This window comes from Phytobacter sp. MRY16-398, from assembly GCF_003925915.1.
Taxonomy (GTDB): Bacteria; Pseudomonadota; Gammaproteobacteria; order Enterobacterales; family Enterobacteriaceae; genus Phytobacter; species Phytobacter diazotrophicus.
On record NZ_AP018756.1, the window covers coordinates 2,657,643 to 2,680,161 of the forward strand.

Below are 22,519 nucleotides of genomic sequence, written 5' to 3' on the forward strand. Positions count from 1 at the left end.
GAGAACAGAGCATGTTTCTTCGTCTTTCGTCGTTTCGGCTCAACCCGGTACAACTGACCTGGGTCGCAGCCCTGTTTTTTACGACCCTGGGTAATATTTCGCTGTGGCAAACATTATGGTCGCATGTTGAGTTCACCTGTTTTCAGCAGGTGCTGTTCTTTATCAGCCTGCCGGTTTCCCTTTTCTGTTGCATAAACCTTTTCCTTACACCGGTAATGATGTTGCCGTATTTGCGTAAGCCTTTGTTAGCCGGGCTGGTGGTTATCAGCGCGGGTTGTACTTACGTCATGCTTCGCTACGACATACTTATCGACTACAGCCGGGTGCAGGATTTTTTTGAAGGCGCGCCGACGGCTGAACTCATCGCATCTTTCTCTCTGCCTCTGGCGCTCTGCCTGCTTTTTCTTGGTCTCTTACCTGCGGCGGCGATGATGTTTATACCGACGAAAAAAACAGGGAATCCCGTAGATACCCTTTTTTGGTGGCTGAGCCATATTCTGGTGAACCTGACGCTTCTTGCAGCAATCCTACTCGCGCTTACCAAGGACTACGCTTCTCTGCTGCGTGATAACAGACATATGAAAGATCAGGTCGTGCCGTTTAACGTTGTCACCAATACCCATCACTATCGGAAACAGAAATCGGGCGTAAAAATTCACCCTTTACGGGCCATGGCGAAAAGGGCTACCCGTATTGTTATGATGTCAGATGCAAAAGCCGATGAGTGACTGTCTGGCAGGCGAGCCGCGTGATCCTTATCTGCGCGATGATGAAAACCAGCGGCTGTGGTGATGGTTATCTGGCCCGACAGATTAACCGGCCGGGCGAGGGGAACGTGTCAGACCGGGTAGCAAATCTCTTCCGGCTGGCGCTGCATAATGACTTTACCGTGACGAATAGAGGTCAGCACTTTGGCCTGGCGGCACACTGCATCGTAGTCATTTTTCGCATCCAGGATAAGCAGGTTCGCCGGGCGCCCTTCGGCAATGCCGTAGTTATCACCTAAGCACAGCGCACGGGCACTGTTATCGGTAATCAAATCGAGGCAGCGCTGCAAATCCTCGTACCCCAGCATATGGCAAATATGCAGACCGGCATCGAGAATACGCATGATGTTGCCATTGCCCACCGGATACCACGGATCCTGAATGGAATCCTGCGCGAAACAGACGTTGATCCCGGCGCGGTCCAGCTCTGCCACCCTTGTTACGCCGCGACGTTTCGGCCAGGTGTCGAAGCGTCCTTGCAGGTGAATGCTTTCGGTTGGACAAGAGATAAAGTTGATGCCCGACGCTTTAAGCAGGCGGAACAGTTTCGAGCAGTAGGCGTTGTCGTAAGAGCCCATGGCGCAGGTATGGCTGGCGGTGACCTGTGCGCCCATCCCACGCACCCGGGCTTCTTCCGCCAGCACTTCCAGGAAGCGTGATTGTGGGTCGTCGATTTCATCGCAATGCACATCGACCAGACAGCCATGGCGCTGGGCCAGATCCATCAAAAAGCCCAGCGAACTGACGCCTTTATCGCGGGTATTTTCGTAGTGCGGGATGCCGCCCACCACGTCGGCGCCCATCTCGATAGCGCGCGTCATCAGCTCTCGGCCACCGGGGAAGGATTCAATGCCTTCTTGCGGAAAGGCGACGATTTGCAGGTCGATAAGGTGGGCCGCCTCCTTTTTCACTGCCAGCATCGCCTCAAGCGCCGTCAGGGAAGGATCGGTCACATCAATATGGGTGCGCACGTGCTGTACGCCGTTATCGCGCAGCATACCGATGGTTTTCAGCGCCCGCTGGCGCGTATCTTCAACCGTTACGCTCGCTTTGCGCTGGCTCCAGCGGGCGATACCCTCAAACAGTGTGCCGCTCATATTCCACTCCGGCTCGCCCGCGGTCAGGGTGGCATCAAGATGGATATGCGGCTCGACGAACGGCGGGATAACCAGCTTTTGTTGCGCGTCGATATCGCTGGCGTCAGCCGTCTGCACGGCGGTGTGCGGAGTGATGCTCTTGATCACGCCGTCATCTAAGTCGAGGGTATAAAGCGATTCTTTATGGCGCAGGCGTGCGTTGATAATTTTCATGAGTATTCCCGTAAATGGTTTTGTGACATACGCCAGATCGTTAACGCGACCGAGGCGTTGAGGTGGAATTGCGGATGGCTAATCGGATAGCTGGTCAGCTTTTCAATACGTTGGATGCGTTGATGTAACGTGTTGCGGTGAATGCCAAGCCGCTCGGCGGCTCTGACCACGTTCCCGTTCTCCTGGAGCAGTGTTTCCAGCGTCTCCATCAATAGCCACGGACTTTTGCGATCGCGTTCTATCAGGCAGCCAAGGGTGTCGTGCATAAAATCGCTCAGCAGCGCAGGGTCGCCGATGGCAGAGAGGAGCTTGATAAATCCCAGTTGTTGATAGTCGGTAATGCGCTGGGCCGGGCGCAGAGTATCGCTAAGATCCAGGGCCTGACGCGCCTGCGATAGCGCGCGCTGATAGTCCTGTAATTGCTGCACCCGAGCGGAAAGGCCACACAGTAGCGACAGCCTGTCGTCACCTTCCGCCAGCGCGAGCAGCCACTGTGCTAACCACTTTTTCTGCTGATAAAACTCACCGTCCTCATCCGGCAGCAGGAAGATAAACATATTGCTGCGCTCGACCAGCGGAAAGGGATTCTCCTGCTGATTGAGCTGCTGCTGCAATCGCTGACGGATGGTACGTCGCGCCTGCTGTAACCAGGCCTCGGCCTGCCCGGGTGGAAACTGGCGAAACAGGTTTTGTATCCCCTCAAGACGCAATGCCACTACCCGCAGGGGGCGGCTAAAATCCAGTTGTTGGTGGATAGCGCGTTGCTGCAGGATGTGCAGATCGGGAAAATCGCCGGTTAACAGTTGCAACAGAATATCGCGCTGCGATTGCAGGGCATTTTCACTGCGCACCAGCGCAGTGCCGATGCGTTCGGTGACAATCACCATCTTTAGCAGATAGGGCTGTTCGATCAGCGGAATGCCCAGCTCGTCGGCCAGTGCGATCAGGCGAGGGGGGATCGCCTGAATATACGCATCGCCGGTGAGGATCACCATCCCGGCTATCCCGCGCTGTTTGCCTTCCATCAGTAAATGGATCAGGTTGTCTTCATCGCGGGGATGGTTGATGCCGGTGATAAAGACCAGCTCCCCGCCCATGATCCATTCGGCGATATTTTCATTTTCCGCCACGTAGTACCAGCGAACCGCCAGTTGCAGCCCCTGTTTACCGGCACGCAGGCGCATGGGGGAGAGTTCCTCCAGGGCGAGGATTTCGCTGACCGTCAGGCTCATAACTACTGCTCCGCGACCGAATCAGCGGCGGGCTGACGTTTGCTCAGACGCGTCAGGGCGAAGTAGAGCAGCGCGGAGACGGTAATGCCGACCAATGGGGCGATCCAGGGCGACAGATACGCCACCACTGCGCCCACGGCATAGGCGCCCAGTCCTAACCAGTTGAAGCGCGGCAAACGGGCCGTTTGCAGCAGAGGATAACGACCGCCGCGATAAAACCAGTAGTCGGCAAGGATCACGCCGCCAATGGGCGGAATGATACTGCCCAGGAGAACGAGGAATGGGATCAGCATTTCATACATACCGCCAATCGCCAGCACAATGCCGACGCCAGCGGCGAACACGGTCAGGGTACGGCGGCGCTCGCTGCGCAGCAGATGGCAGGCGGCGGCCGAGACGTTGTAAATCGTCGGCCCCTGAATAGTCAGCAGGTTAAGGCACAGCATTACCACCGCGGCGATCGACAACCCCTGCAAAATCAGCACTTCCACAATATCGGCCTGCTGATAGACGATAGCGCACCACGCTCCGGCAACAATCATCAGCCCGTTACCGATGAGAAAGCTACTCATACTGGCAACGATAGCGGTGCGGCTGGAATTGGCCAACCGGGTCCAGTTTGTTGCCTGGGTCGCGCCACTGGCGAAGGTGCCAAACACCATGGTGATAGCCGCAGACCAGGTCATGGTTTCGCCCGGTTCAATTTTGGTCATCGCCTGCCAGCCACCGGCGTGATGGGCGGCCAGGTACATCGACACCACCAGCAGAATAAACATCAGCGGCACCGACACGCGAGACAGCGCGTCCAGCCCTTTGTAACCCACCAACGCAGTGACGCAGAACAGGATGCCGAACAGGATCATCAGCGGGATGGTCATGGCGGCGGGCAGGGCGAGGATTTTGACCAGTGAGATGGCGACCGTTGCGGTCCCCCAGGCGTACCAGCCCAGTTCGGCAAAGCCGAGAATAAAATCGGCGAGTTTGCTGCCGATTTCTCCGAAGCAAAAGCGGCCCATCAGTACGGTATTCAGCCCGCTACGGGCGGCAATCCAGCCGAGCGAAGCGGCGTAGAGGGCCAGCAAAAAGTTACCGATAACCGCAATCCATAAAAGATTGACGATAGAAAAGGAGACGCCAAGTTTGCCGCCTGCGAACATCGTGCCGGTAAAAAAAGTAAAGCTGAACAAAACCATGGAGATCGAAAATACGCCTTTACGTCCGGAGGCGGGCGCTTCGACGAGCGGAAAATCATTGCTGTTTGACATTGTGGAACCTCTGAGTGGCTATCTGAATGGCTATGCAAGAAATAGCAAGAGGTATGCCAAAAATGGCCGGGCAGAGGTAACACAATGAAGTGTGCGCATTGCACATAAACCTTGAGTAATCGGCAGGTCATTGTCAGGAGAGTGTGCATGGTGCAATTTTTCGCACCATAACAGAGCAGCGGCGCAGACACCTGTTTCGCTGTATATCCACCAGGTAGAGAGATAGGGGGTGCGCCCGGAAACGGGGACATTTTCATCTCCGGGCTGTGATTCAGGCTGTGGTGAGTATCACGTTCACGGTTTGAAGCTGTTCATACTAATGATCAAAGCAATACGTAAATTGAGGTGTCTTAATCAACGGGACAGAACGGTTAAAAGGCGGCGCCGACATCATCCTGTTCGGGTCGAGGTGAAACCCGCCATTACTGTTAGCAGCAGCGCGGCTATCGCGACGGGATTGTTACATACCTGCATTATTGATATATGTCTGTAAGCCCACGGCGAGAATATCGAACACCGTTTTACAGGCTTTACTGTGGCGCAAGTCCTCATGCATAACCAGCCAGGTGTCGAGATGATAGGCAAAGAAACCAGGCATCACTCGCTCTAACGGAACAGGGAAATCTGCCAGTTGAACCTGACACATTCCTATACCCGCACCTGCGCGGATAAGGTTTAATTGCGCCACATCGCTGTCAGTGCGCACGGTAAAGCGTTCACGATTCAACTGAGGAAAGTGTTTCAGTGCCTGTAAAATAAAGGGCGTCGTTTTATCAAAGCCCACAAGCGTATGGGTGAACAACGCGTCAATACTCTCCGGCGTACCGTGGCGTGCCAGATAAGACGGCGAGGCATGCAAACCAATTTCAATACTGCCCAACCGACGCGCAATCAGTTGTTCCTGCACCGGTGTGCTCATGCGTACCGCAATATCCGCTTCCCGGTTCAATAAATCCTGCATTCGGTTAGAGAGCACCAGTTCAAGGGTAAGTTGCGGATAGTCTTCTTTAATTCGTGCAAACAGAGGTGGTAGTACCTCAGTGCCGATAATTTCACTCGCCGATACGCGAACCACGCCATGTAACCCGGCGGAGTGGGCACTGAAGCTGGCAGCCGAACGCTCAATCATACTGGCCGTGTTTTCCATCGCTTGCGCATGGCCTTGCAGCGCGGCTGCCGCATCCGTAGGCTGCAGGCCCGTTTGCGAACGTGTAAACAAAACCAGGCCAAGGGCGGATTCCAGCGCTGCTATGTGACGCCCCGCTGTGGGCTGGGTAATGGCAAGCATGCGTGCTGCCCCCGAGAGGGAACCTTCTTTCATCACCGCCAGGAAGGTTCGATACCATTCCCATGGAATATTTAGCTTCATACAAAAATGCATACCTGCTGTCTGATGTCATGCAATTACATTTAGCTCGCACAGGCACTACGATGTCAAGCAGACATCCGGCAGAGGTAAGACAATGAAAAACACAAACAAGGTACTCATCCTGGGCGCAACAGGCGGAATCGGTGGCGAAATCGCCCGTAAACTCATCCGCGAAAAATGGGACGTCCACGCGTTGCGTCGCAGCGCCCCGCAGAATGAAGAGCACGGGAGCATGACGTGGATAAAGGGTGATGCGCTGAATGCTGAGCAGGTCGCGGCTGCCGCGTCAGAATGCAGTGTGATAGTCCATGCTGTTAATCCGCCCGGTTATCGACACTGGGAACAACTGGTTTTGCCAATGTTGCAGAACACCATCAATGCCGCAGAGAGAAATGGTGCATTAATCGTTCTCCCCGGCACCGTTTATAACTACGGTCCGGACGCCTTTCCACTCTTGCGGGAAGACTCTCCCCAAAATCCAGTCACCCGAAAAGGGGCAATACGGGTGCAAATGGAGAAGGCCTTATTCGCTTACGCGCAGCGCGGCGGAAAGGTGCTGATTCTGCGGGCCGGTGACTTCTTTGGCCCTGACGCAGGCAATAACTGGTTTTCGCAGGGATTGATCAAACCGGGTCAACGCCCGCGAATAATTAAAAACCCAGGCAGAACCGGGACAGGCCATCAGTGGGCCTATCTGCCGGATGTCGCCGAAACGCTGGTTGCGCTGTTAGCGCGTCGCGATCAACTCGACTCTTTTGCCTGTTTTCATATGCGAGGACACTGGGATGCCGATGGTATGGCAATGGCCGGAGCCATACAGCGTGTCGCACAGCTTGCGGGTGTTAACGCGAAGGTAAAAGCTTTTCCCTGGTGGCTCATCACGGCGATGGCACCTTTCAACACCACGCTGCATGAAATGCAGGAGATGCGCTATTTGTGGGAACAGGCGATACAGATGGCTAATGCAAAACTGATCGATTTTTTAGGCTACGAGCCGCATACCCCGCTTATTGACGCTGTGCATACCACTTTACTCGGCCAGGGCTGTCTTAATGACACCCGATTGGGGCCTTCGTGAGCAGACCTTCATAAAATTTTCTTAATAACTATTCGGGTTTGCACGCAAAATGGTCGAACTCTCCCCAACCTTACTTTTTAGAACAAGCGGCTGCCTGGAAGTATATCGTGTATAAAAATGTAGTAGGGCAGCCCCTTTTTCTTCCTTCTTCCTCGACGCATTGTTCTCAGTCGTACAAAGGAGAGGAGAACTTATAACATTAACGACATACCCTCACTCTCAGGTCGGACGCATTTGAAGCCAAATTTTTCATAAAGTTCGGGAACATCAGCAATCAAGGTAACGTAAGCACCCGTTGTTGCCTTTTCTCTCAGCCATAACATTAACGCTTCCATAATTTTTCGCCCGAGGCCTTTACCCTGGTGTTGTGGATCAATCGCCACATCTACAATGTCGAAATTAAGAACGCCATCACCGACAATTCTTCCCATTCCAACCACCTTACCCAAAAATTGAATATGCACACCATGACAGCTTCCTGGGAGCGCTTTTCTTACCGCGTCCAGAGGGCGGGGGGTTAGGCCTGAAATATGCCTGCCTTACCAGCCAGCCTGTTGTCCGTTGATGACGAAGAACTCCATCATCATATTTCAGAAGGCGCCGCGTATATTATTTACGAAGAGGGGATCCGTGCCGGACTGATAATTTGCGAGAAGGCAGAGGTCGCTTTTTTACGGGGTTACCGAATTTCTGATGAGGTTATTCTACCCGCCTTTCGCGGACGCTCGCTGGCTTCCCGGGCTCAGTGTTGGCTTCGTCACTATCTTGCCCACTCCAGCCAGGATATCTGCCTGATGGCAGGTACTATCGTTCCAGAAAATTTGCCGTCTATAAAAACAGCCGAAAAAGCGGGGCGAACATGCATTCTCAGATACGAATTTTTACCTGTCATGGTGAGTTAATCGGCTGACCTGTCGCCGCACGGGGGAGAATTTGACGGTATGTTCATCCTCTTCCTTGTGCCAATGCGATGCTTCGCGGCTATTCACTACCGCCTTATTTTACTGTGGATATGTTGCTTAATTTCTGATGCATGAAATCAATCAGCGCTCTTGTTTTGGCAGGCAAAAAACGTCGATCTGAATAAAGCGCGAATAATTGCAATGGCGCTGCCGATTGCTCAAACTCAACCTCGATTAACCGACCATCGCTAATATAGGGCTGGCAGGCTTGTTTCGCCAGAATTGCAAAACCGACACCTGCTATAGCGGCTCGTCCTGCCATCTCTCCGCTGTTGACCCGATAATGCCCGTTAACCTTAATTGTCTCGAATCCCCCCTTTTTATCGATAAACTGCCAGGGCGCGCCTTTCAGTGCACTGACCGTTGTAATACAGGGTAACTCTTCAAATTGTTGTATATGCGAAGGGATGCCATAACGCTGAATGACGGCGGGGGCGGCAACAACGGTACAAGGGATGGTCATCAGATGACGGGCTATGTAGTCACTGTCATCCATCTGACCACGGGTAACAATGACAGCTAAATCCAGATCATCGCGAAGGGATTCTAAACCTGACAAATTTGTGACGCAGCTGATCTCCAGTTCCGGGTACTGACAGGCGAAATCGGCAATAACAGAACCCAGCAATGCAGGACCTATTTCATTGGGAATACAGATGCGTAATGGGCCTTTGAGTTGCATCTGCCGCAACGTTAATTCTGTCTCAGTTTGCTCAAGCGCCTCCAGCAGTGGCTTCGCCCGAATGTAGAGTAGATGCCCCGCCTGGGTGAGTTTCATATGGCGGGTGCTGCGCTCAATGAGCTGAAGATTCAGTTTTTCTTCTAACTGAGAAATACAACGACTCACGTTGGATGTCGGCATTTCAAGGGCTTTCGCTGCCCCCACAAAACTCTCTCTTTCAACCACAGCAATGAACACTTTCAGGCTGGTAAAATCCAGGGCCGCACGCATCAATTATCCCATTATTGATAACAATAAGTGCCATTTTTACCACCTAATGCACAGCATTGATAGCAGTTAAACTCGGATATCTTTCATCCACAGGTTGCTTGCTATGTCTCAGGCCATACAGACGTTTAATCATAAAGCCCTCATGCGTATTGCCATTGTAATGGCTTTTATCCAGTTCACGAATGCGCTGGAATATATGATGTTCAATCCTATTTTTGCCTTTATGGCAGCAGACTTTGCCGTTCCCGTATCCTTCTCAGGTTATGTGTCCGGTATGTATACATTGGGGGCAGTCATTTCGGGCGTTATCGCTTTTTACTGGATTGGTCGTTTTAATAAGAAGCGTTTTTTAATCGCCAATATGGCACTATTAGGGAAGGTGCGAATAAGCAGGTCATTTCTTCCCAAGCTGACTCGCTGATTAAAATTTCGCGGATCTGGGCCGATTTTTTTCCCGCAAACACATCGAATCAGCCTATTTAGGCTATTTTTTCCACCATTTCTGGCGTTATTTCCGGTTTTTACTGAGATCTCTCCCACTGACGTATCATTTGGTCCACCCGAAACAGGTTGGCCAGGGTGAATAACATCGCCAGTTGGTTATCGTTTTTCAGCAGCCCCTTGTATCTGGCTTTCACGAAGCCGAACTGCCGCTTGATGATGCGAAACGGGTGCTCCACCTTGGCACGGATGCTGGCTTTCATGTATTCGATGTTGATGGCCGTTTTGTTCTTGCGCGGATGCTGCTTCAAGGTTTTTACCTTGCCGGGACGCTCGGCGATCAGCCAGTCCACATCCACCTCGGCCAGCTCCTCGCGCTGTGGCGCTCCTTGGTAGCCGGCATCGGCTGAGACAAATTGCTCCTCTCCATGAAGCAGATTACCCAGCTGATTGAGGTCATGCTCGTTGGCCGCGGTGGTGACTAGGCTGTGGGTCAGGCCACTCTTGGCATCGACACCAATGTGGGCCTTCATGCCAAAGTGCCACTGATTGCCTTTCTTGGTCTGATGCATCTCCGGATCGCGTTGCTGCTCTTTGTTCTTGGTAGAGCTGGGTGCCTCAATGATGGTGGCATCCACCAAAGTGCCTTGGGTCATCATGACGCCTGCTTCGGCCAGCCAGCGATTGATGGTCTTGAACAATTGACGGGCCAGTTGATGCTGCTCGAGCAGGTGGCGGAAATTCATGATGGTGGTGCGATCCGGCAGGGCGCTATCCAGGGATAATCGGGCAAACAGGCGCATGGAGGCGATTTCGTACAGGGCATCTTCCATGGCACCGTCGCTCAGGTTGTACCAATGCTGCATGCAGTGAATACGCAGCATGGTCTCCAGCGGATAGGGCCGTCGGCCATTGCCCGCCTTGGGATAAAACGGCTCGATGACAGCGGTCATATTCTGCCATGGCAGAATCTGCTCCATGCGGGAGAGGAAAATCTCTTTTCGGGTCTGACGGCGCTTAGTGCTGAATTCACTATCGGCGAAGGTGAGTTGATGGCTCATGATGTCCCTCTGGGATGCGCTCCGGATGAATATGATGATCTCATATCAGGAACTTGTTCGCACCTTCCTTAGGCCTGCTGACACTTTTGACGACATTTACCTCGAGTTTTAGTCTTCTGCTTATACTACGATTCTGCGCAGGTCTGGTCGGCGGTACGACAATGGGGGTGGGTACAAGCCTGTTAATAAATAATGCACCGGCGCATTTGCGCGGAAAAATGTTGGCGACGGTAATTGCGTCATTTTCGATGGTAAGCATTGTAGGAATGCCCACTATATTATTTTTGTGCTCACACTATGCCTGGCATACGGCGCTGTGGTTAATCAGTTCTTTTTGCCTGGTCTCTTTACCCTTGACAGGCTTTATCATCCCCAGGGATACGGTCTCATCAGGCGGGAAGACCAGATTGCCTATTGATACGCAAACCTTATTTTTTGCCTCTTGTACGGCACTGGCACAATTTAGTCCAATGCTGATTATTCCCATAATAACGCCATTAATGACGCAATATATGGGAGCACAACAAAACCTGTTGCCCGTATTGTTCTTAAGTGGAGGGATTGCAGGTTATCTGTCTACAAAAATAACAGGTATTCTAACGGCGCGTTTATCTACGCTAATGCTGGCAACACTATCGACGCTGTTCTTTGTGGCAAGTTTGCTGATTCCTGCGGTGGGTTATCATAATGCAGGTCTCTTTATCACCTTATTTCTTGGCGCCTCATATAGCCGACTTGTTTGCGCTTCGGTGGTGGCTGTCCAGTATCCTGAGGATGAACAACGAGCCGGTTTTTCTTCATTACAGACAGCCATTATGTTCCTGATAACCACTCTCGCATTCTTTCTGTCCTCTTTATTATTACCTGACCAGGGATTAACCACGCAAAATCTGAACAGACTGTTGGTTGTCAGTGCAATAGCGGCATCAGGATTTCCTGTAATGGTCATACTGTTTCAAAAGAAACTGGCTAAGCGGACTATCCAGCCTGAGCCCCCCATCATTGATTAGCATAACGTTCGTTGCTGGCACGAATCTGCCACTAAAAGAGTCATCAGAACGCTACTTGCTGTTTAAGCAAAAGTTTGACGGTATGTTGATCCTCTTTTTGCATAAAGCGTTAAAAATGAATGTGCGAAAAATTCAGTTTTTAAGTGCCGCAAGGATTGCGGTTTCCATTTTCTGTGGGGTGGTGAAGGGCGCAAAACGTTTGAGCGGTTTACCGTCGCGTCCGATCAGAAACTTCGTGAAGTTCCACTTAACTCGCCCACCCAGCACGCCGGGTAATTCCTGTTTCAAATAACGAAACACCGGGTGCGCTGCGCTTCCGTTGACTTCTATTTTCTCGAACATTGGGAAGCTCACACCGTAGTTAATCTGACAGGTCTGCGCGATTTCCTCGGCGCCACCGGGTTCCTGTTTGCCGAACTGGTTGCAGGGGAAACCCAATACCACCAGACCCTGGGCCGCGTATTTTTTGTAGAGCGCTTCAAGGCCGCCGTATTGTGGCGTGAAGCCGCAATGGCTGGCGGTATTAACGACCAGGACCACCTTATCCGCGTAGTCGGCCATAGAGATAAGCTGGCCGCCCAGGCTGGTGTGACCTGCCCCCACGATTAGATACAACACTCAGTTAGTAACGTCGGAATCTTCATTCTCAGAATGACCCTTTCTCCAGCCCGCTGCAAATTCAGACGGTGTCTGATAATTCAGCGTGGAGTGCGGGCGGCATTCGTTATAATCCTGCCGCCAGTCATTAATAATTTTCCTGGCATGAACGATATCGCTGAACCAGTGCTCATTCAAACATTCATCGCGAAATCGTCCGTTAAAGCTCTCAATAAATCCGTTCTGCGTTGGCTTGCCCGGCTGGATTAAGCGCAACTCAACACCATGCTCAAAGGCCCATTGATCCAGTGCACGGCAAGTGAACTCCGGCCCCTGGTCAGTTCTTATCGTCGCCGGATAGCCTCGAAACAGTGCAATGCTGTCCAGAATACGCGTGACCTGAACGCCTGAAATCCCAAAGGCAACAGTGACCGTCAGGCATTCCTTTGTGAAATCATCGACGCAGGTAAGACACTTGATCCTGCGACCGGTGGAAAGTGCGTCCATGACGAAATCCATCGACCAGGTCAGATTGGGCGCCGCCGGACGGAGCAGCGGCAGACGTTCTGTTGCCAGCCCTTTACGACGTCTTCTGCGTTTTACGCCCAGGCCACTGAGGTGATAAAGCCGGTACACGCGCTTATGATTAACATGAAGCCCTTCACGGCGCAGCAACTGCCAAATACGACGGTAGCCAAAACGCCTGCGCTCCAGTGCCAGCTCAGTGATGCGCCCTGATAAATGCGCATCAGCAGCCGGACGGTGAGCCTCATAGCGGCAGGTCGACAGGGATAAACCTGTAAGCCTGCAGGCACGACGTTGCGACAGACCGGTCGCATCACACATCAACATCACGGCTTCCCGCTTCTGGTCTGTCGTCAGTACTTTCGCCCAAGAGCCACCTGAAGCGCCTCTTTATCCAGCATGGCTTCGGCAAGCAGCTTCTTGAGTCTGGCGTTCTCTTCCTCAAGCGACTTCAGGCGCTTAACTTCAGGCACCTCCATACCGCCATACTTCTTACGCCAGGTGTAAAACGTGGCATCGGAAATGGCATGCTTGCGGCAGAGTTCACGGGCGGGTACCCCAGCTTCGGCTTCGCGGAGAATACTGATGATCTGTTCGTCGGAAAAACGCTTCTTCATGGGGATGTCCTCATGTGGCTTATGAAGACATTACTAACATCGGGGTGTACTAATCAACGGGGAGCAGGTCATGTTAATCAACAACGATATATTTTCTCCACATGCACCTCAAGTACATTGCGCCACTACACTATATAAGTGCTAACGATGATAAGTATACTTATATAAGTCTTTGCCCTTAGCTCTTGGATTAACTTATTGAAGTTTCAATAAAATAATGATAAATAAAAAAGAGTGGCAATAATAATGGATTTTAATTATGGAATGGAGATTTTTAGGTTCTATATCAGAAGCCGGGAAATCTGGCTGTAGCGGAGTTTATCTTATTGTCCATAAAGGACTTTTCAATCGTGTGGTTTACGTTGGGGTAAGTTGTAATGTAGGTAGGAGGATAAACGAACATTACGATGGTTACCTGAGAGGAAACCGAACAATTTACGACGCGGGTCACGATGACGACGTGTATCGCTTCATGTCAGCTTATAAGATTCATAACCACACAAAACATTATCAAGCCTTAGCGAAGGATTATAAGATATGGGCATCTACAACGTTAAATTCTGATTTGCCGAAAAACATGCTAGCAAAAAGCCAAACATTTGATACTGATTGGCAGAGTATTGCATTGGAAAAATATATTCCTCAACTGGTAGTATGGGCCCTTCCAATGGCAAGTTACTGTTATTCAAATGCAAGCAGGATTGAAAGTGTAATCCAATCAAAGCTCATTAAATCTTTTGATTTGAGAGGTTTTTTTAATTTAAAACAACTAAGCATGTTGGGTAAGATTGAATACCCATATATGGAGAAGGTCAAGGTTTTTATTATTGATACGCCTGATTTAGACCCGGCATCCCAACTTATTTTTAGCAATCTGTATAATAAAAAAATAGATGACAATTTCTGTAAAGAGTTCCGTTCACAGTTTAAAAGCGAGATTTTTCAGAGGGAAAGTGAAACTCAGAGAAAACGAACTATCAGGGAGCATAAGGTCTCTCTTTATGAGAATTTTGGGAAGCCCTGGACTTTAAAGGAAATGGAAAAACTTAGAGTCATGCTTGTCGATTTTGATTTGTCCCCGACAGAAATATCTGAGTATCTAGGAAGAGAGCCTCGCTCTATCTCTAAAAAAATAAGCGAAAATGATAAAGTTACTAATTATAAGTGGAGAGAGAGCGTCGGCTGGTTGTGACGTTACGTTTTGATTGAAATAACCCCATTTCGCAAGGACCGCTCCTGGCACAAAGCAGCCAGAAAAAGATTGGTATGTCCGCTTAGAGCGAACTGCGGAAGTTCGTAATTTATCCCATAGTTGATGACGCGTGTTAATAAATGGGGAGCAGGTCATCAGCGGTGTTACGTGTCCAGAATGTTATTGATGACTTACGTGAAGAAATGGCCCATAAGGTTGCTCAATCTTAAAGTGAATATGACTGACCCGCATATCAGGTACAGGGATAAAGCATGGTAGATATCGAATCAGTACTGATTGAGGTGACCCGTCATCAGAGCCATGAGTTGAATGCCGCTGATAATCTGGATATACGTTGCCGCGTGGCCGGAACGCTCGCCGTAAAGGAGCGTCACCGCCAGTGCATGACCGCTCCTGAGTATCGATGGAGCAAGCCTATGCCCCGGAGATAATCCTTATTCATGGAGGGGGCCCTGTAATTTACGCCTTTCTCGTTTCTGTGGGAAAGGAATTGCCAGAAACACCAGCAGGGCGATATCTGGCAATAAGATGGATTTATTCGCAGGAGGCGTAAAACTCTTCTTTGCTGTATCCATACCTCGCGGAACATTTTTTTGCTGTTTCCGGCACCTTTAGAACGATGGTCTTTTCACTTCCGGTGTAGTGGCATACAAGATACAGAGGCATATTATTTTCCCGGGCATAGTCCTGGTAATCTTTTAGCGTCCACTCTGTTTTATCCTGCGTATCCGGCATTAACTCGCCAAGATTTTTTGGCAACCCCTGAAAAAGGCTTACATCGTTAAGCCTGTGCGGCTTGTTATCAACCTGAAGTGAGTCCGGACAGGTGATTCCTTTTGCGCTTGCTACGCCAGAGAACAACATAATCGCAGCACTTAGCAACGCTGCTTTACTCCACGACATAATAATTTACTCCATTGTTTTCAGCGCGAGGGGATGACCTGAAGAATATAGTCCTGGGTGAAACTGTGTGTGGAACAGTAATCGGCCTGCCAAGTTTGTCAACATCATGCCTCATCCACTGATCTAGCACCTTAATCCCGGTAGAATCCTGCCCCAAATAAATCGCCGCGTGGGATCTGCCGTCTGTGTGATTTCCGTATCGACCATCGGCATCAAACGTTGCTATTGCTGTGCCCGGGGTAATCGATGTATTTCCTTTAACCAGTGCGCCGCGTCGCCATGCTGCTGTTCGCGGCATATTGGCTGCCTTTTGAGTAAACGCCACGCACTGGCCACTGCCAACAGATTGCCCGATATAAGCCCGTGGCGTTGCCGCTATGTAAGCCATTTCCTTTGTTCCTGTGTGGATTAGTGCGTCCATATTCTTTTACATGCCAGATTACAGGCAAGCGGGGAATGAGAGAGAATGTCCGATTAGGATTATTCCTGGTCGGCGTCGACACTTATCCACTTGCCTAATCAGAAATGATGACAGCGGCCAGAGGGCTAATGCGCATAGTTAACCGCGTTGCTAATTTGCAACTCACTGCGCCGTTGGCGCTCGCCCCTTAACCACCTTCAGTCCCGTGATGTAGGACAATTATGGCTAATATGCTTTGATTTCATGCGGTTGAAATCGAACTTCACGCGATGGGCAAGTCGCCCGACATGACAACACGGTGGCTTTCCTGGATCATGCTTATGATTTCGCTTCGCGGCCCCTCGCGCCAGCGGGAATCAGCATAAAATTGCGCAAGAACGGCCTCCATTTTTGCTAAATTTTCAAACTCGCGGACGAGATAATAGTTATCGTTGTCATGGAGTGAGTTACCAAATCTCAGAACGTTGATGCCGCAAGATGTATGGAGGGGGACGCTCTGGCACTTCATTACCGAGTGAAATGCATCACCGGTTCCGGGGTTTAATGTGTACTGAAGGACTTCAATAACGTTTGGCATAAGGTTCACATCCGCGATTTAACATTCTGTTATGGCTCAGAGAATACTACATATTACGCTCATGAAACCGAAGGTTGCTCTTCTTTGATGTACCGCGCCATCGACATTTCTATTTTCCGGCCCTGGGCTGCGCGTCGGGATAAAAACGAAAAAAACGCTTTTTTTATCGAATAGATTCAGAGGGTGTGGCGTTTATCCATCATCAACACACTGATGGAATCACATTTATGACTGCAACAACGCCGCCGCCACTAAGACAGCGCTACGATAGCTTTACCCTGGCACTGCACTGGGTCACTGCAGCCAGTGTCATTTTCCTTATTGCAAGCGCACATATCTGGGAGCAACTGGAGCGGGGGACGCCCCTGAGAAAAGGCTTGCAGGCCGCGCTTTTTCATCACTACCTGTTACGGGACAGCGTACTGCGTCGTATGCTGCCTGGCCGCGCTTTTTGTTAATCCGGAGCTCACTATGAACCTGTCTTCGTTATTACATTCCGCATTTATTCAACGTCTTGTGCCTACGGTGTTTGTTCTGCTAAGTTCGCCGGTTTTTGCCGCAGGTGACGATAATACCAACAGCAAAACGCCCGATTGTCCCACAGGGCAGGTGTATGACAGCGCAAGAAAACAATGCGTACCCGAGAAAACAAGCCAGATTAGCGATGAAGATAAAACGCGTTATGCGTACCATCTGGCAAAAAAAGGGGAGTATCAGGCGGCCCTGGATCTGCTCAACACGCTTAAAAACGGCGATACTGCAGAGGCCTGGAATTACCGGGGGTATGCCACGCGTAAGCTGGGGCGTACTGATGAAGGTATCGGCTATTATCAGCGCTCCATCGCCCTCGATCCGACCTATGCCAAAGTACGTGAATACCTGGGTGAAGCATGGCTGGTGAAAGGGCGTCCTGATCTGGCAAAAGCGCAATTGAAAACCATTGCCACACTTTGCGGCCAGCGTTGCGAGGAGTACAGGGATCTCCAGGCCGCTATCGACGGTCATCCTGAATCCTGAGTAATGGTACGAGGATAAAAAAATCACTACCAGTGACGTCCGTCAGCATCTTGCTGAACATCTGACACGCCTGTGGCGTTATGGGCTGGTTCTGTCGCGTAACCGCGAGGTTGCCGAAGAACTGGTTCAGTCTACCTGTGTCCGCGCGCTTGAAAAAAGCGCGCAGTTTACCCCCGGCACACGTATCGACAGTTGGTTATTCACTATCCTGCATTCCATCTGGATTTCAGAGGTGCGCGCCCGCCGGGTGCGCCTGGGGCAGGGGTTTGTCGAAAGCGATGAATTACTGGCACCGGAGACGAATGAACAGGATGAGGCTCGCCTGCACTATGGGAAAATTATGCAGTACGTGAGCGCCTTGCCGGAAGCACAGCGCAATGCGGTATTTCTGGTGTATGTCGAAGGTTTTACCTATCAGGAAGCGGCGGATACCTTGTCTGTCCCGATTGGCACTATCATGAGCCGGCTGGCTACGGCAAGAGCGAAAATCGCCCAGCTTATTCACACGCCGCACCCTGTACAGGAGAAGCGATATTGAAATCAATAAGATTTACAGCACCGTATAGCGATGAGGCGATAGTGGCCTGGCTGGATGGCGAAATGCAGGCAAGTGATGCAGAGCGCTTTGAGGTCGCGCTTGGTCAGGATGAACAACTGGCTGCACGAACCGAAATGTTAAGGCTTAACCAGACAGACTTTGCCAGTGCCTTCGCGCCACTTCTGAATGAGGCTCCGCACTCTCGCCTGGAGGCGCAACTGGCCAATGTGCTCGCCCAACCTCCAGAAACTACTGTCAGAGCAACGGGCGTCAGCCGACGTGCGCTGATCGCCGCCTCGCTCAGTTTTCTGGTAATCGGCTCAGGGCTGGGCTATCTGGCACGCCCGGCAACGCGGGCGCAGGGGGAGAGCGAAAAAATTCGTGACCTTGAGGCACAGTATATGTCTTTGTACAGTGCGGAAACGTTGCTGGATGCGGACAGTTCTCCATCAGCCTTGCAGCGTGGATTAACGCGTACTGCGCAAGACATAGGTTTGCAGGCGAATGAGCAGCAACTTGTGTTGAGCGGGGCAGAGCTGAAAATGGTGCGAATGCTGCGCTATGACAGCACCTCGATTGCACAAATCGCCTGGATGCATGCCGATTACGGCCCGATGGCGCTGTGTATTTCACCGGATGGCAAGCCCGCCAGCCCGGAATTGAATCACGAGCAGCGCCATAAGATGAATCTCGTCTGGTGGCACTCCGGAAGATACCAGTTTGTGTTGATTGGCCGTAACCCTGCATCCCAGTTGAAGCAAAACGCACTGACGTTGCAGGCTGCGCTTTCATAGCAAAAGAGAGACGCCGGCATGCCAGTAAAGGGCTGCCGGGTATGCTTATACCGCCTGATGTGGGCGGGCCTGAATCTCAATATTGATTGTCACGTTGTCATCTACCAGCGTGGCGAAACTGTCCATATTGAATGCTGAGCGGGAAATCGTCGTTGAGGCGTGCAGGAAAAGGTTATCCGCCCCGGTGAGTCCGTTGTTCTTGCCTGGCATTGAGGCATCCAGAATGACCGGGCGCGAGATGTTCTTCACCGCCAGTGTGCCAAAAATTCGAAAATGACCCTGTCCCAGAGCCACCACGCGGCTGCTTATAAATGTGATGTTCGGATAACGCCCGGCGTCAAAGAAAAGGCTGCTTTTCATCTGCCAGGTTAACAGCCTGTTAGACGCCCTTAGCGTCGCCACCGGAATAGAAACATTGATATTATCGCCTTCTTCGTTTCCGCCATTGAGTGCAATATTCCCGCTCACATCTCCCAGGCTGGCCTCAGAAGTATCCCCAAAGGCATGCCAGGAGAGGGTGATCGTCGTTTTCTGCGTGTTGATACTGTAGTTAGCCGGGCTGGCACATACTGAAAAGGAACTGATGAATAATCCGAGGGCGAAAAAAGGCACGAGACGCGTCATGTTGATGATCCTTGATGTGTTTAACGTGTAAACGCGCGAGCCGTGTTTTTTATTCGATTTTTGCTTCACATTGAGTGTGAGCAGCGTTAACGCGAGCTGCTCCTCCTACAGGGCGGTGATAATGGGCAGAAAGGCCTTATATCGTCGCTTTAGCTAACGTATAACATACCTGGCGTATATTTTCGTATGCCAGGGCATCAGAGCCCACAGCAAACATTTTCGGCGATCCTGGCAACGTCTCCCACAGGAAGTTTTTGATATGCATACAGATAAAAAATTTCGGTTATATCGTCCCCTTAAGGGTATTACGCATACGTTTGGCGACGAGTGGTTTGCATTGAAAGCAGAGGCCTTCGCACGTTTCTTCGGCACGCCGACATTTCTGATTGGGCAGACATTCGCGGTGATCGTGTGGATTGTTCTGAACGTGGCAGGCGTCGTGAAGTTTGATCCCTATCCCTTTATTTTGCTTAACCTGGCGTTCAGTATTCAGGCTGCTTATGCCGCCCCGTTGATCCTGCTGGCTCAAACCCGCCAGGCGGAGCGCGATCAGGCGCATGCGCTGGCCGATGCTCAACACCGCGAAGATCTGGACGAGGCAATGACGAAGCGCCAGATACTTGCCGAGGAGCAGTCGGCGCAACTGCTGGAATTGCTCAAACAAAATACCCAATTGACCGAGTTGACCCGGGAAATGGCCGAGCGTATCGAAGCACTCGCCTTGCAGCTTGCACAGCGTGAGCTTCACAAACCGTAGCCGTGAGTAGCCCCGATAAGCGTAGCGCATCGGGGAGCCCCGGATGGCGGCGCGGGTGTCTTATCCGGGCAACCCCCTGCGCAGCGTGCGATTCATTCGCAGAAAACTGTGACCATCACATGGGGCTATTATTTCCGCACCAGAAGCATCATGACTCTGCCTGTGCTATTTGTAACGCTGGCCGCGCTGGCGCTACGTTTCTCTTTCACTTTGCAATGAGACTGATATGAGCAACATCACCATTTATCACAATCCGGCCTGCGGCACGTCGCGTAATACGCTGGAGATGATCCGCAATAGCGGTACTGAACCGACCGTTATCCATTATCTTGAGACTCCACCGTCACGCGATGAACTTGTCAAACTCATTGCGGATATGGGGATCAGGGTACGGGAACTGCTGCGTAAAAATGTTGAGCCGTATGAAGAACTGGGGCTTGCGGAAGATAAATTCACTGACGAGCAGTTACTCGACTTTATGTTGCAGCATCCGATCCTGATTAATCGCCCCATTGTGGTGACGCCGCTGGGGACGAAACTGTGCCGTCCTTCAGAAGTGGTGCTGGATATTCTCCCGGATGCGCAGAAAGGACCGTTTGCTAAAGAAGATGGCGAGAAGGTGATTGATGGGGCAGGTAAGCGCCTGAAATAAATCTCAAAGGGGGCAGAGGTCCCCTTATGATGACTTCGCCATTCCTTCCTGCCGCTCTTTCCGGGACGGCTCATCGCGTCAGTGTACTGGCACTATTACCGCGCAAACTGTTTCTGGCATATTAATACTCTGCAATGAAATTACATTATATTAAGCTCGCTTAATTTATTGATAAAAAACAATAAAATTAATATCCACGCCATGTGTTAATAAGGAAATTCTTAAAAGGAATTATAAATTGTAAAATTTATTCATCGCTTAAAAAGGGCTTGATATGCTGTTGCTCTCTGGGAGAGAACAAGACAGGAAAAAATCATGCTTTTAAATGAAAAAGCTGCCCCTTATGAAAAACAATATAGGGTTAAGCGGCATAGCAATAAGAGCATTAAAAATATATTTCTTAAAAGTGATCATCGTTTTAAGAATTATATGGGTCTAAATTTTAGAAACGCTGATTTTACTGGTGAAGATCTGTCATTTAGTGATCTGAGAAATGCCGATTTTTCATATGCATGTTTGCGCGGAGCAAATCTTAGTTATTGCTCTTTGAGAGGGGCAATCTTTGATTATGCTAATTGTTATGGTGTGAACTTTACGGAAAGCGATCCTGAAAATGCGAGTTTTTACAAAACGGTTTCCGAGTCAGACGCGTTATCTGATTCCGTAGTAAAACCCAATCTGCTGGTTTCAATCTATATGCCCACGTGGAACAGAGAGGAATTAGCAAAGCGCGCTGTTGAATCGATCCTGAAACAGGAATACGAGAACTGGGAGCTGATCATTGTTGATGATTTCTCTCCCAATTACCTTAACCTTCAAGGGTTTATTGAGGGTCTGGCGGACCCTCGCATAAAATATATCAGAAATGATTATAACTCCGGCGCTTGTGCTGTGAGAAATCAGGCGATTACGCTTGCGAATGGTTATTTTATCACTGGCATTGACGATGATGACGAGTGGTTGCCAAACCGTCTCACATCCTTTCTTAAGGAACAACACAAACTGAATCAGCATGCATTTTTATATGCTGATGATTATATTTGTGATGCGTCAGGTTATCTCTCGCTGGAGAGTTTAAGGCTTTATCCAAAACCCGATTATAACCAGCAATTATTTAACAAAAAGAATATCGTCGGAAATCAGGTTTTCACCTTAACATCGCGTTTGCAAACTGTCCTTTTTGATACGCAGCTTGCCGCGGCGCAGGATTATGATGCGTTTTACCGACTGGCAGAGCAATATGGCGGACCGTTTAAACTGAATCTTGCCACGCAAATTCTTTATGTAAACCACGGTGAAGTAAGAATAACCGCTTCCAGGAAGAAATTTTCGGGCTATTTCTCTTTTTATAAAAAACATAGCGATAAGTTCGACAAGACAAGCAAGAAGTACCAACTTTTCACACTTTACTATATTCGCAAAAAACCGATGTCTTTTCGGGTTTTTAGAAGCTTACTGTGCTTACGCAACGTTAAGCGTTACATGATGCTGCAAACTGTGTTTAAGGATAAGAAATTCTAAAACGTTACGGGCAACCCGTTGCGTATGATCAGTCAGCATCTTCATCTCAAGCTTACTGGGGCTTAACAATCACGATCACCGCTTTCTGGATGAGCGCCTCAGCAGGGACGCTATTCTCAATATCTCATTCACGCCGGATGTCGCGACCCGCTATTGCGGGTCACGCTGTTGTCCGCCATTGAGCGTCGCCGGATCTTCAACCTGTAGAAAAACTTTTTTTGCGCAGCGCAGGGAATACACGGTGCTAGCCGCCAGTGAGGCGTCATATCCGCCTGCGTAATGCGTATACCGTGCATTGCGCAAAAATTCGCATCTC

22 protein-coding genes and 7 pseudogenes are annotated in these 22,519 nt (G+C 50.5%); 15 read left to right on the forward strand and 14 right to left on the reverse strand.

What is annotated here, in order from left to right; translation table 11 throughout:
- Positions 1-11: 11 nt before the first annotated feature.
- Entirely contained in the window at positions 12-728 is a 717-nt protein-coding gene (locus MRY16398_RS13085; protein ID WP_125124541.1) for a phosphoethanolamine transferase domain-containing protein, read from the forward strand.
- Between the two features lie 110 nt (positions 729-838).
- On the opposite strand, the gene codA is transcribed toward MRY16398_RS13085, so the two are convergent.
- The 4 genes from codA to MRY16398_RS13105 all read right to left on the reverse strand — a co-directional run bounded on the left by codA (position 839) and on the right by MRY16398_RS13105 (position 5,943).
- On the reverse strand, positions 839-2,077 hold the full coding sequence (gene codA / locus MRY16398_RS13090) for a cytosine deaminase (RefSeq protein ID WP_125124542.1): 1,239 nt from the start codon (positions 2,075-2,077) through the stop codon (positions 839-841).
- Complete coding sequence (locus MRY16398_RS13095; RefSeq protein ID WP_016240392.1) at positions 2,074-3,309, reverse strand: PucR family transcriptional regulator; 1,236 nt, start codon at positions 3,307-3,309, stop codon at positions 2,074-2,076. The genes codA and MRY16398_RS13095 overlap by 4 nt, the downstream gene beginning before the upstream one ends.
- A gap of 2 nt (positions 3,310-3,311) precedes the next feature.
- Positions 3,312-4,574 carry a cytosine permease gene (codB, locus tag MRY16398_RS13100; RefSeq protein ID WP_125124543.1) on the reverse strand — a complete coding sequence of 421 codons (1,263 nt, stop codon included), beginning with the start codon at positions 4,572-4,574 and terminating at the stop codon, positions 3,312-3,314.
- 460 nt (positions 4,575-5,034) lie between these two features.
- Positions 5,035-5,943 (reverse strand): LysR family transcriptional regulator, encoded by a 909-nt coding sequence (locus MRY16398_RS13105; protein WP_125124544.1) that lies wholly within the window; start codon positions 5,941-5,943, stop codon positions 5,035-5,037.
- Positions 5,944-6,037: 94 nt separating this feature from the next.
- Between MRY16398_RS13105 and MRY16398_RS13110 the strand changes: the two genes are divergently transcribed.
- Complete coding sequence (locus tag MRY16398_RS13110) at positions 6,038-7,021, forward strand: NAD-dependent epimerase/dehydratase family protein (protein ID WP_125124545.1); 984 nt, start codon at positions 6,038-6,040, stop codon at positions 7,019-7,021.
- 191 nt (positions 7,022-7,212) lie between these two features.
- Here MRY16398_RS13110 and MRY16398_RS13120 read toward each other — a convergent pair.
- Positions 7,213-7,557: pseudogene (locus MRY16398_RS13120) on the reverse strand (GNAT family N-acetyltransferase); the annotation flags it as partial.
- A gap of 9 nt (positions 7,558-7,566) precedes the next feature.
- Between MRY16398_RS13120 and MRY16398_RS13125 the strand changes: the two are divergent.
- Positions 7,567-7,923, forward strand: a pseudogene (locus tag MRY16398_RS13125) (GNAT family N-acetyltransferase); the annotation flags it as partial.
- A gap of 94 nt (positions 7,924-8,017) precedes the next feature.
- Here the strand turns inward: MRY16398_RS13125 and MRY16398_RS13130 are convergent.
- Positions 8,018-8,935, reverse strand: coding sequence for a LysR family transcriptional regulator (locus MRY16398_RS13130; protein ID WP_125124547.1), 918 nt, complete (start codon positions 8,933-8,935; stop codon positions 8,018-8,020).
- 103 nt (positions 8,936-9,038) lie between these two features.
- Between MRY16398_RS13130 and MRY16398_RS13135 the strand changes: the two are divergent.
- A pseudogene (locus MRY16398_RS13135) lies at positions 9,039-9,335 on the forward strand (MFS transporter); the annotation flags it as partial.
- On the opposite strand, the gene MRY16398_RS31275 reads toward MRY16398_RS13135, so the two are convergent.
- Positions 9,251-9,475 (reverse strand): hypothetical protein, encoded by a 225-nt coding sequence (locus MRY16398_RS31275; RefSeq protein ID WP_350354098.1) that lies wholly within the window; start codon positions 9,473-9,475, stop codon positions 9,251-9,253. The pseudogene MRY16398_RS13135 and the gene MRY16398_RS31275 overlap by 85 nt on opposite strands.
- A complete protein-coding gene (locus MRY16398_RS13140; RefSeq protein WP_000019441.1) occupies positions 9,457-10,437 on the reverse strand; it encodes an IS5-like element ISKpn26 family transposase in 981 nt (326 codons plus the stop codon). Before MRY16398_RS13140 ends, MRY16398_RS31275 begins: the two co-directional genes overlap by 19 nt.
- 68 nt (positions 10,438-10,505) lie before the next feature.
- Here MRY16398_RS13140 and MRY16398_RS13145 point away from each other — a divergent pair.
- Positions 10,506-11,447, forward strand: a pseudogene (locus tag MRY16398_RS13145) (MFS transporter); the annotation flags it as partial.
- Between the two features lie 132 nt (positions 11,448-11,579).
- Here MRY16398_RS13145 and MRY16398_RS13150 read toward each other — a convergent pair.
- Together MRY16398_RS13150 and MRY16398_RS13155 are read right to left on the reverse strand one after the other, a co-directional pair.
- Positions 11,580-12,062, reverse strand: a complete 483-nt coding sequence (locus MRY16398_RS13150; RefSeq protein WP_255498901.1) for a glutathione peroxidase — start codon at positions 12,060-12,062, stop codon at positions 11,580-11,582.
- Positions 12,063-12,065: 3 nt separating this feature from the next.
- A protein-coding gene (locus MRY16398_RS13155) for an IS3-like element ISSen4 family transposase (RefSeq protein WP_087451024.1) occupies positions 12,066-13,186 on the reverse strand; the annotation gives its coding sequence in 2 pieces (ribosomal slippage) (positions 12,066-12,928 and positions 12,928-13,186; 1,122 coding nt in all).
- A gap of 259 nt (positions 13,187-13,445) precedes the next feature.
- On the opposite strand from MRY16398_RS13155, the gene MRY16398_RS13160 reads away from it, so the two are divergent.
- On the forward strand, positions 13,446-14,378 hold the full coding sequence (locus MRY16398_RS13160) for a GIY-YIG nuclease family protein (RefSeq protein WP_172600646.1): 933 nt from the start codon (positions 13,446-13,448) through the stop codon (positions 14,376-14,378).
- Positions 14,379-14,933: 555 nt separating this feature from the next.
- Here the strand turns inward: MRY16398_RS13160 and MRY16398_RS13170 are convergent.
- The 3 genes from MRY16398_RS13170 to MRY16398_RS13180 form a co-directional block, all read right to left on the reverse strand.
- A complete protein-coding gene (locus tag MRY16398_RS13170) occupies positions 14,934-15,302 on the reverse strand; it encodes an STY0301 family protein (RefSeq protein ID WP_107224154.1) in 369 nt (122 codons plus the stop codon).
- Positions 15,289-15,723 carry a BPSL0067 family protein gene (locus MRY16398_RS13175; protein ID WP_336513212.1) on the reverse strand — a complete coding sequence of 145 codons (435 nt, stop codon included), beginning with the start codon at positions 15,721-15,723 and terminating at the stop codon, positions 15,289-15,291. Before MRY16398_RS13175 ends, MRY16398_RS13170 begins: the two co-directional genes overlap by 14 nt.
- A gap of 262 nt (positions 15,724-15,985) precedes the next feature.
- A complete protein-coding gene (locus MRY16398_RS13180) occupies positions 15,986-16,300 on the reverse strand; it encodes an NIPSNAP family protein (protein WP_125124550.1) in 315 nt (104 codons plus the stop codon).
- A 227-nt stretch (positions 16,301-16,527) separates the two neighbouring features.
- Here MRY16398_RS13180 and MRY16398_RS13185 point away from each other — a divergent pair.
- The 4 genes and pseudogenes from MRY16398_RS13185 to MRY16398_RS13200 all read left to right on the forward strand — a co-directional run.
- A pseudogene (locus tag MRY16398_RS13185) lies at positions 16,528-16,686 on the forward strand (cytochrome b); the annotation flags it as partial.
- A gap of 85 nt (positions 16,687-16,771) precedes the next feature.
- Complete coding sequence (locus tag MRY16398_RS13190) at positions 16,772-17,317, forward strand: tetratricopeptide repeat protein (protein WP_079498170.1); 546 nt, start codon at positions 16,772-16,774, stop codon at positions 17,315-17,317.
- 22 nt (positions 17,318-17,339) lie between these two features.
- Positions 17,340-17,855 (forward strand): sigma-70 family RNA polymerase sigma factor, encoded by a 516-nt coding sequence (locus MRY16398_RS13195; protein ID WP_071195509.1) that lies wholly within the window; start codon positions 17,340-17,342, stop codon positions 17,853-17,855.
- Entirely contained in the window at positions 17,852-18,649 is a 798-nt protein-coding gene (locus MRY16398_RS13200; RefSeq protein ID WP_125124551.1) for an anti-sigma factor family protein, read from the forward strand. Before MRY16398_RS13195 ends, MRY16398_RS13200 begins: the two co-directional genes overlap by 4 nt.
- A gap of 45 nt (positions 18,650-18,694) precedes the next feature.
- Here the strand turns inward: MRY16398_RS13200 and MRY16398_RS13205 are convergent, their stop codons facing one another.
- The gene (locus MRY16398_RS13205) at positions 18,695-19,273 is read right to left on the reverse strand and encodes a YceI family protein (RefSeq protein ID WP_125124552.1); all 579 of its coding nucleotides are present in this window, start codon (positions 19,271-19,273) and stop codon (positions 18,695-18,697) included.
- A 259-nt stretch (positions 19,274-19,532) separates the two neighbouring features.
- Here MRY16398_RS13205 and MRY16398_RS13210 point away from each other — a divergent pair, with 259 nt between their 5' ends.
- The 5 genes and pseudogenes from MRY16398_RS13210 to wcaA all read left to right on the forward strand — a co-directional run bounded on the left by MRY16398_RS13210 (position 19,533) and on the right by wcaA (position 22,203).
- Complete coding sequence (locus MRY16398_RS13210) at positions 19,533-20,030, forward strand: DUF1003 domain-containing protein (RefSeq protein WP_039078826.1); 498 nt, start codon at positions 19,533-19,535, stop codon at positions 20,028-20,030.
- Between the two features lie 96 nt (positions 20,031-20,126).
- Positions 20,127-20,249, forward strand: a pseudogene (locus MRY16398_RS31405) (hypothetical protein); the annotation flags it as partial.
- Positions 20,250-20,256: 7 nt separating this feature from the next.
- Positions 20,257-20,682, forward strand: a complete 426-nt coding sequence (gene arsC / locus MRY16398_RS13215) for a glutaredoxin-dependent arsenate reductase (RefSeq protein WP_039078827.1) — start codon at positions 20,257-20,259, stop codon at positions 20,680-20,682.
- A 429-nt stretch (positions 20,683-21,111) separates the two neighbouring features.
- Positions 21,112-21,276 (forward strand): annotated as a pseudogene (locus tag MRY16398_RS30930) (pentapeptide repeat-containing protein); the annotation flags it as partial.
- Between the two features lie 84 nt (positions 21,277-21,360).
- Positions 21,361-22,203 carry a colanic acid biosynthesis glycosyltransferase WcaA gene (gene wcaA / locus MRY16398_RS13220; protein WP_255498902.1) on the forward strand — a complete coding sequence of 281 codons (843 nt, stop codon included), beginning with the start codon at positions 21,361-21,363 and terminating at the stop codon, positions 22,201-22,203.
- Positions 22,204-22,519: the final 316 nt, after the last annotated feature.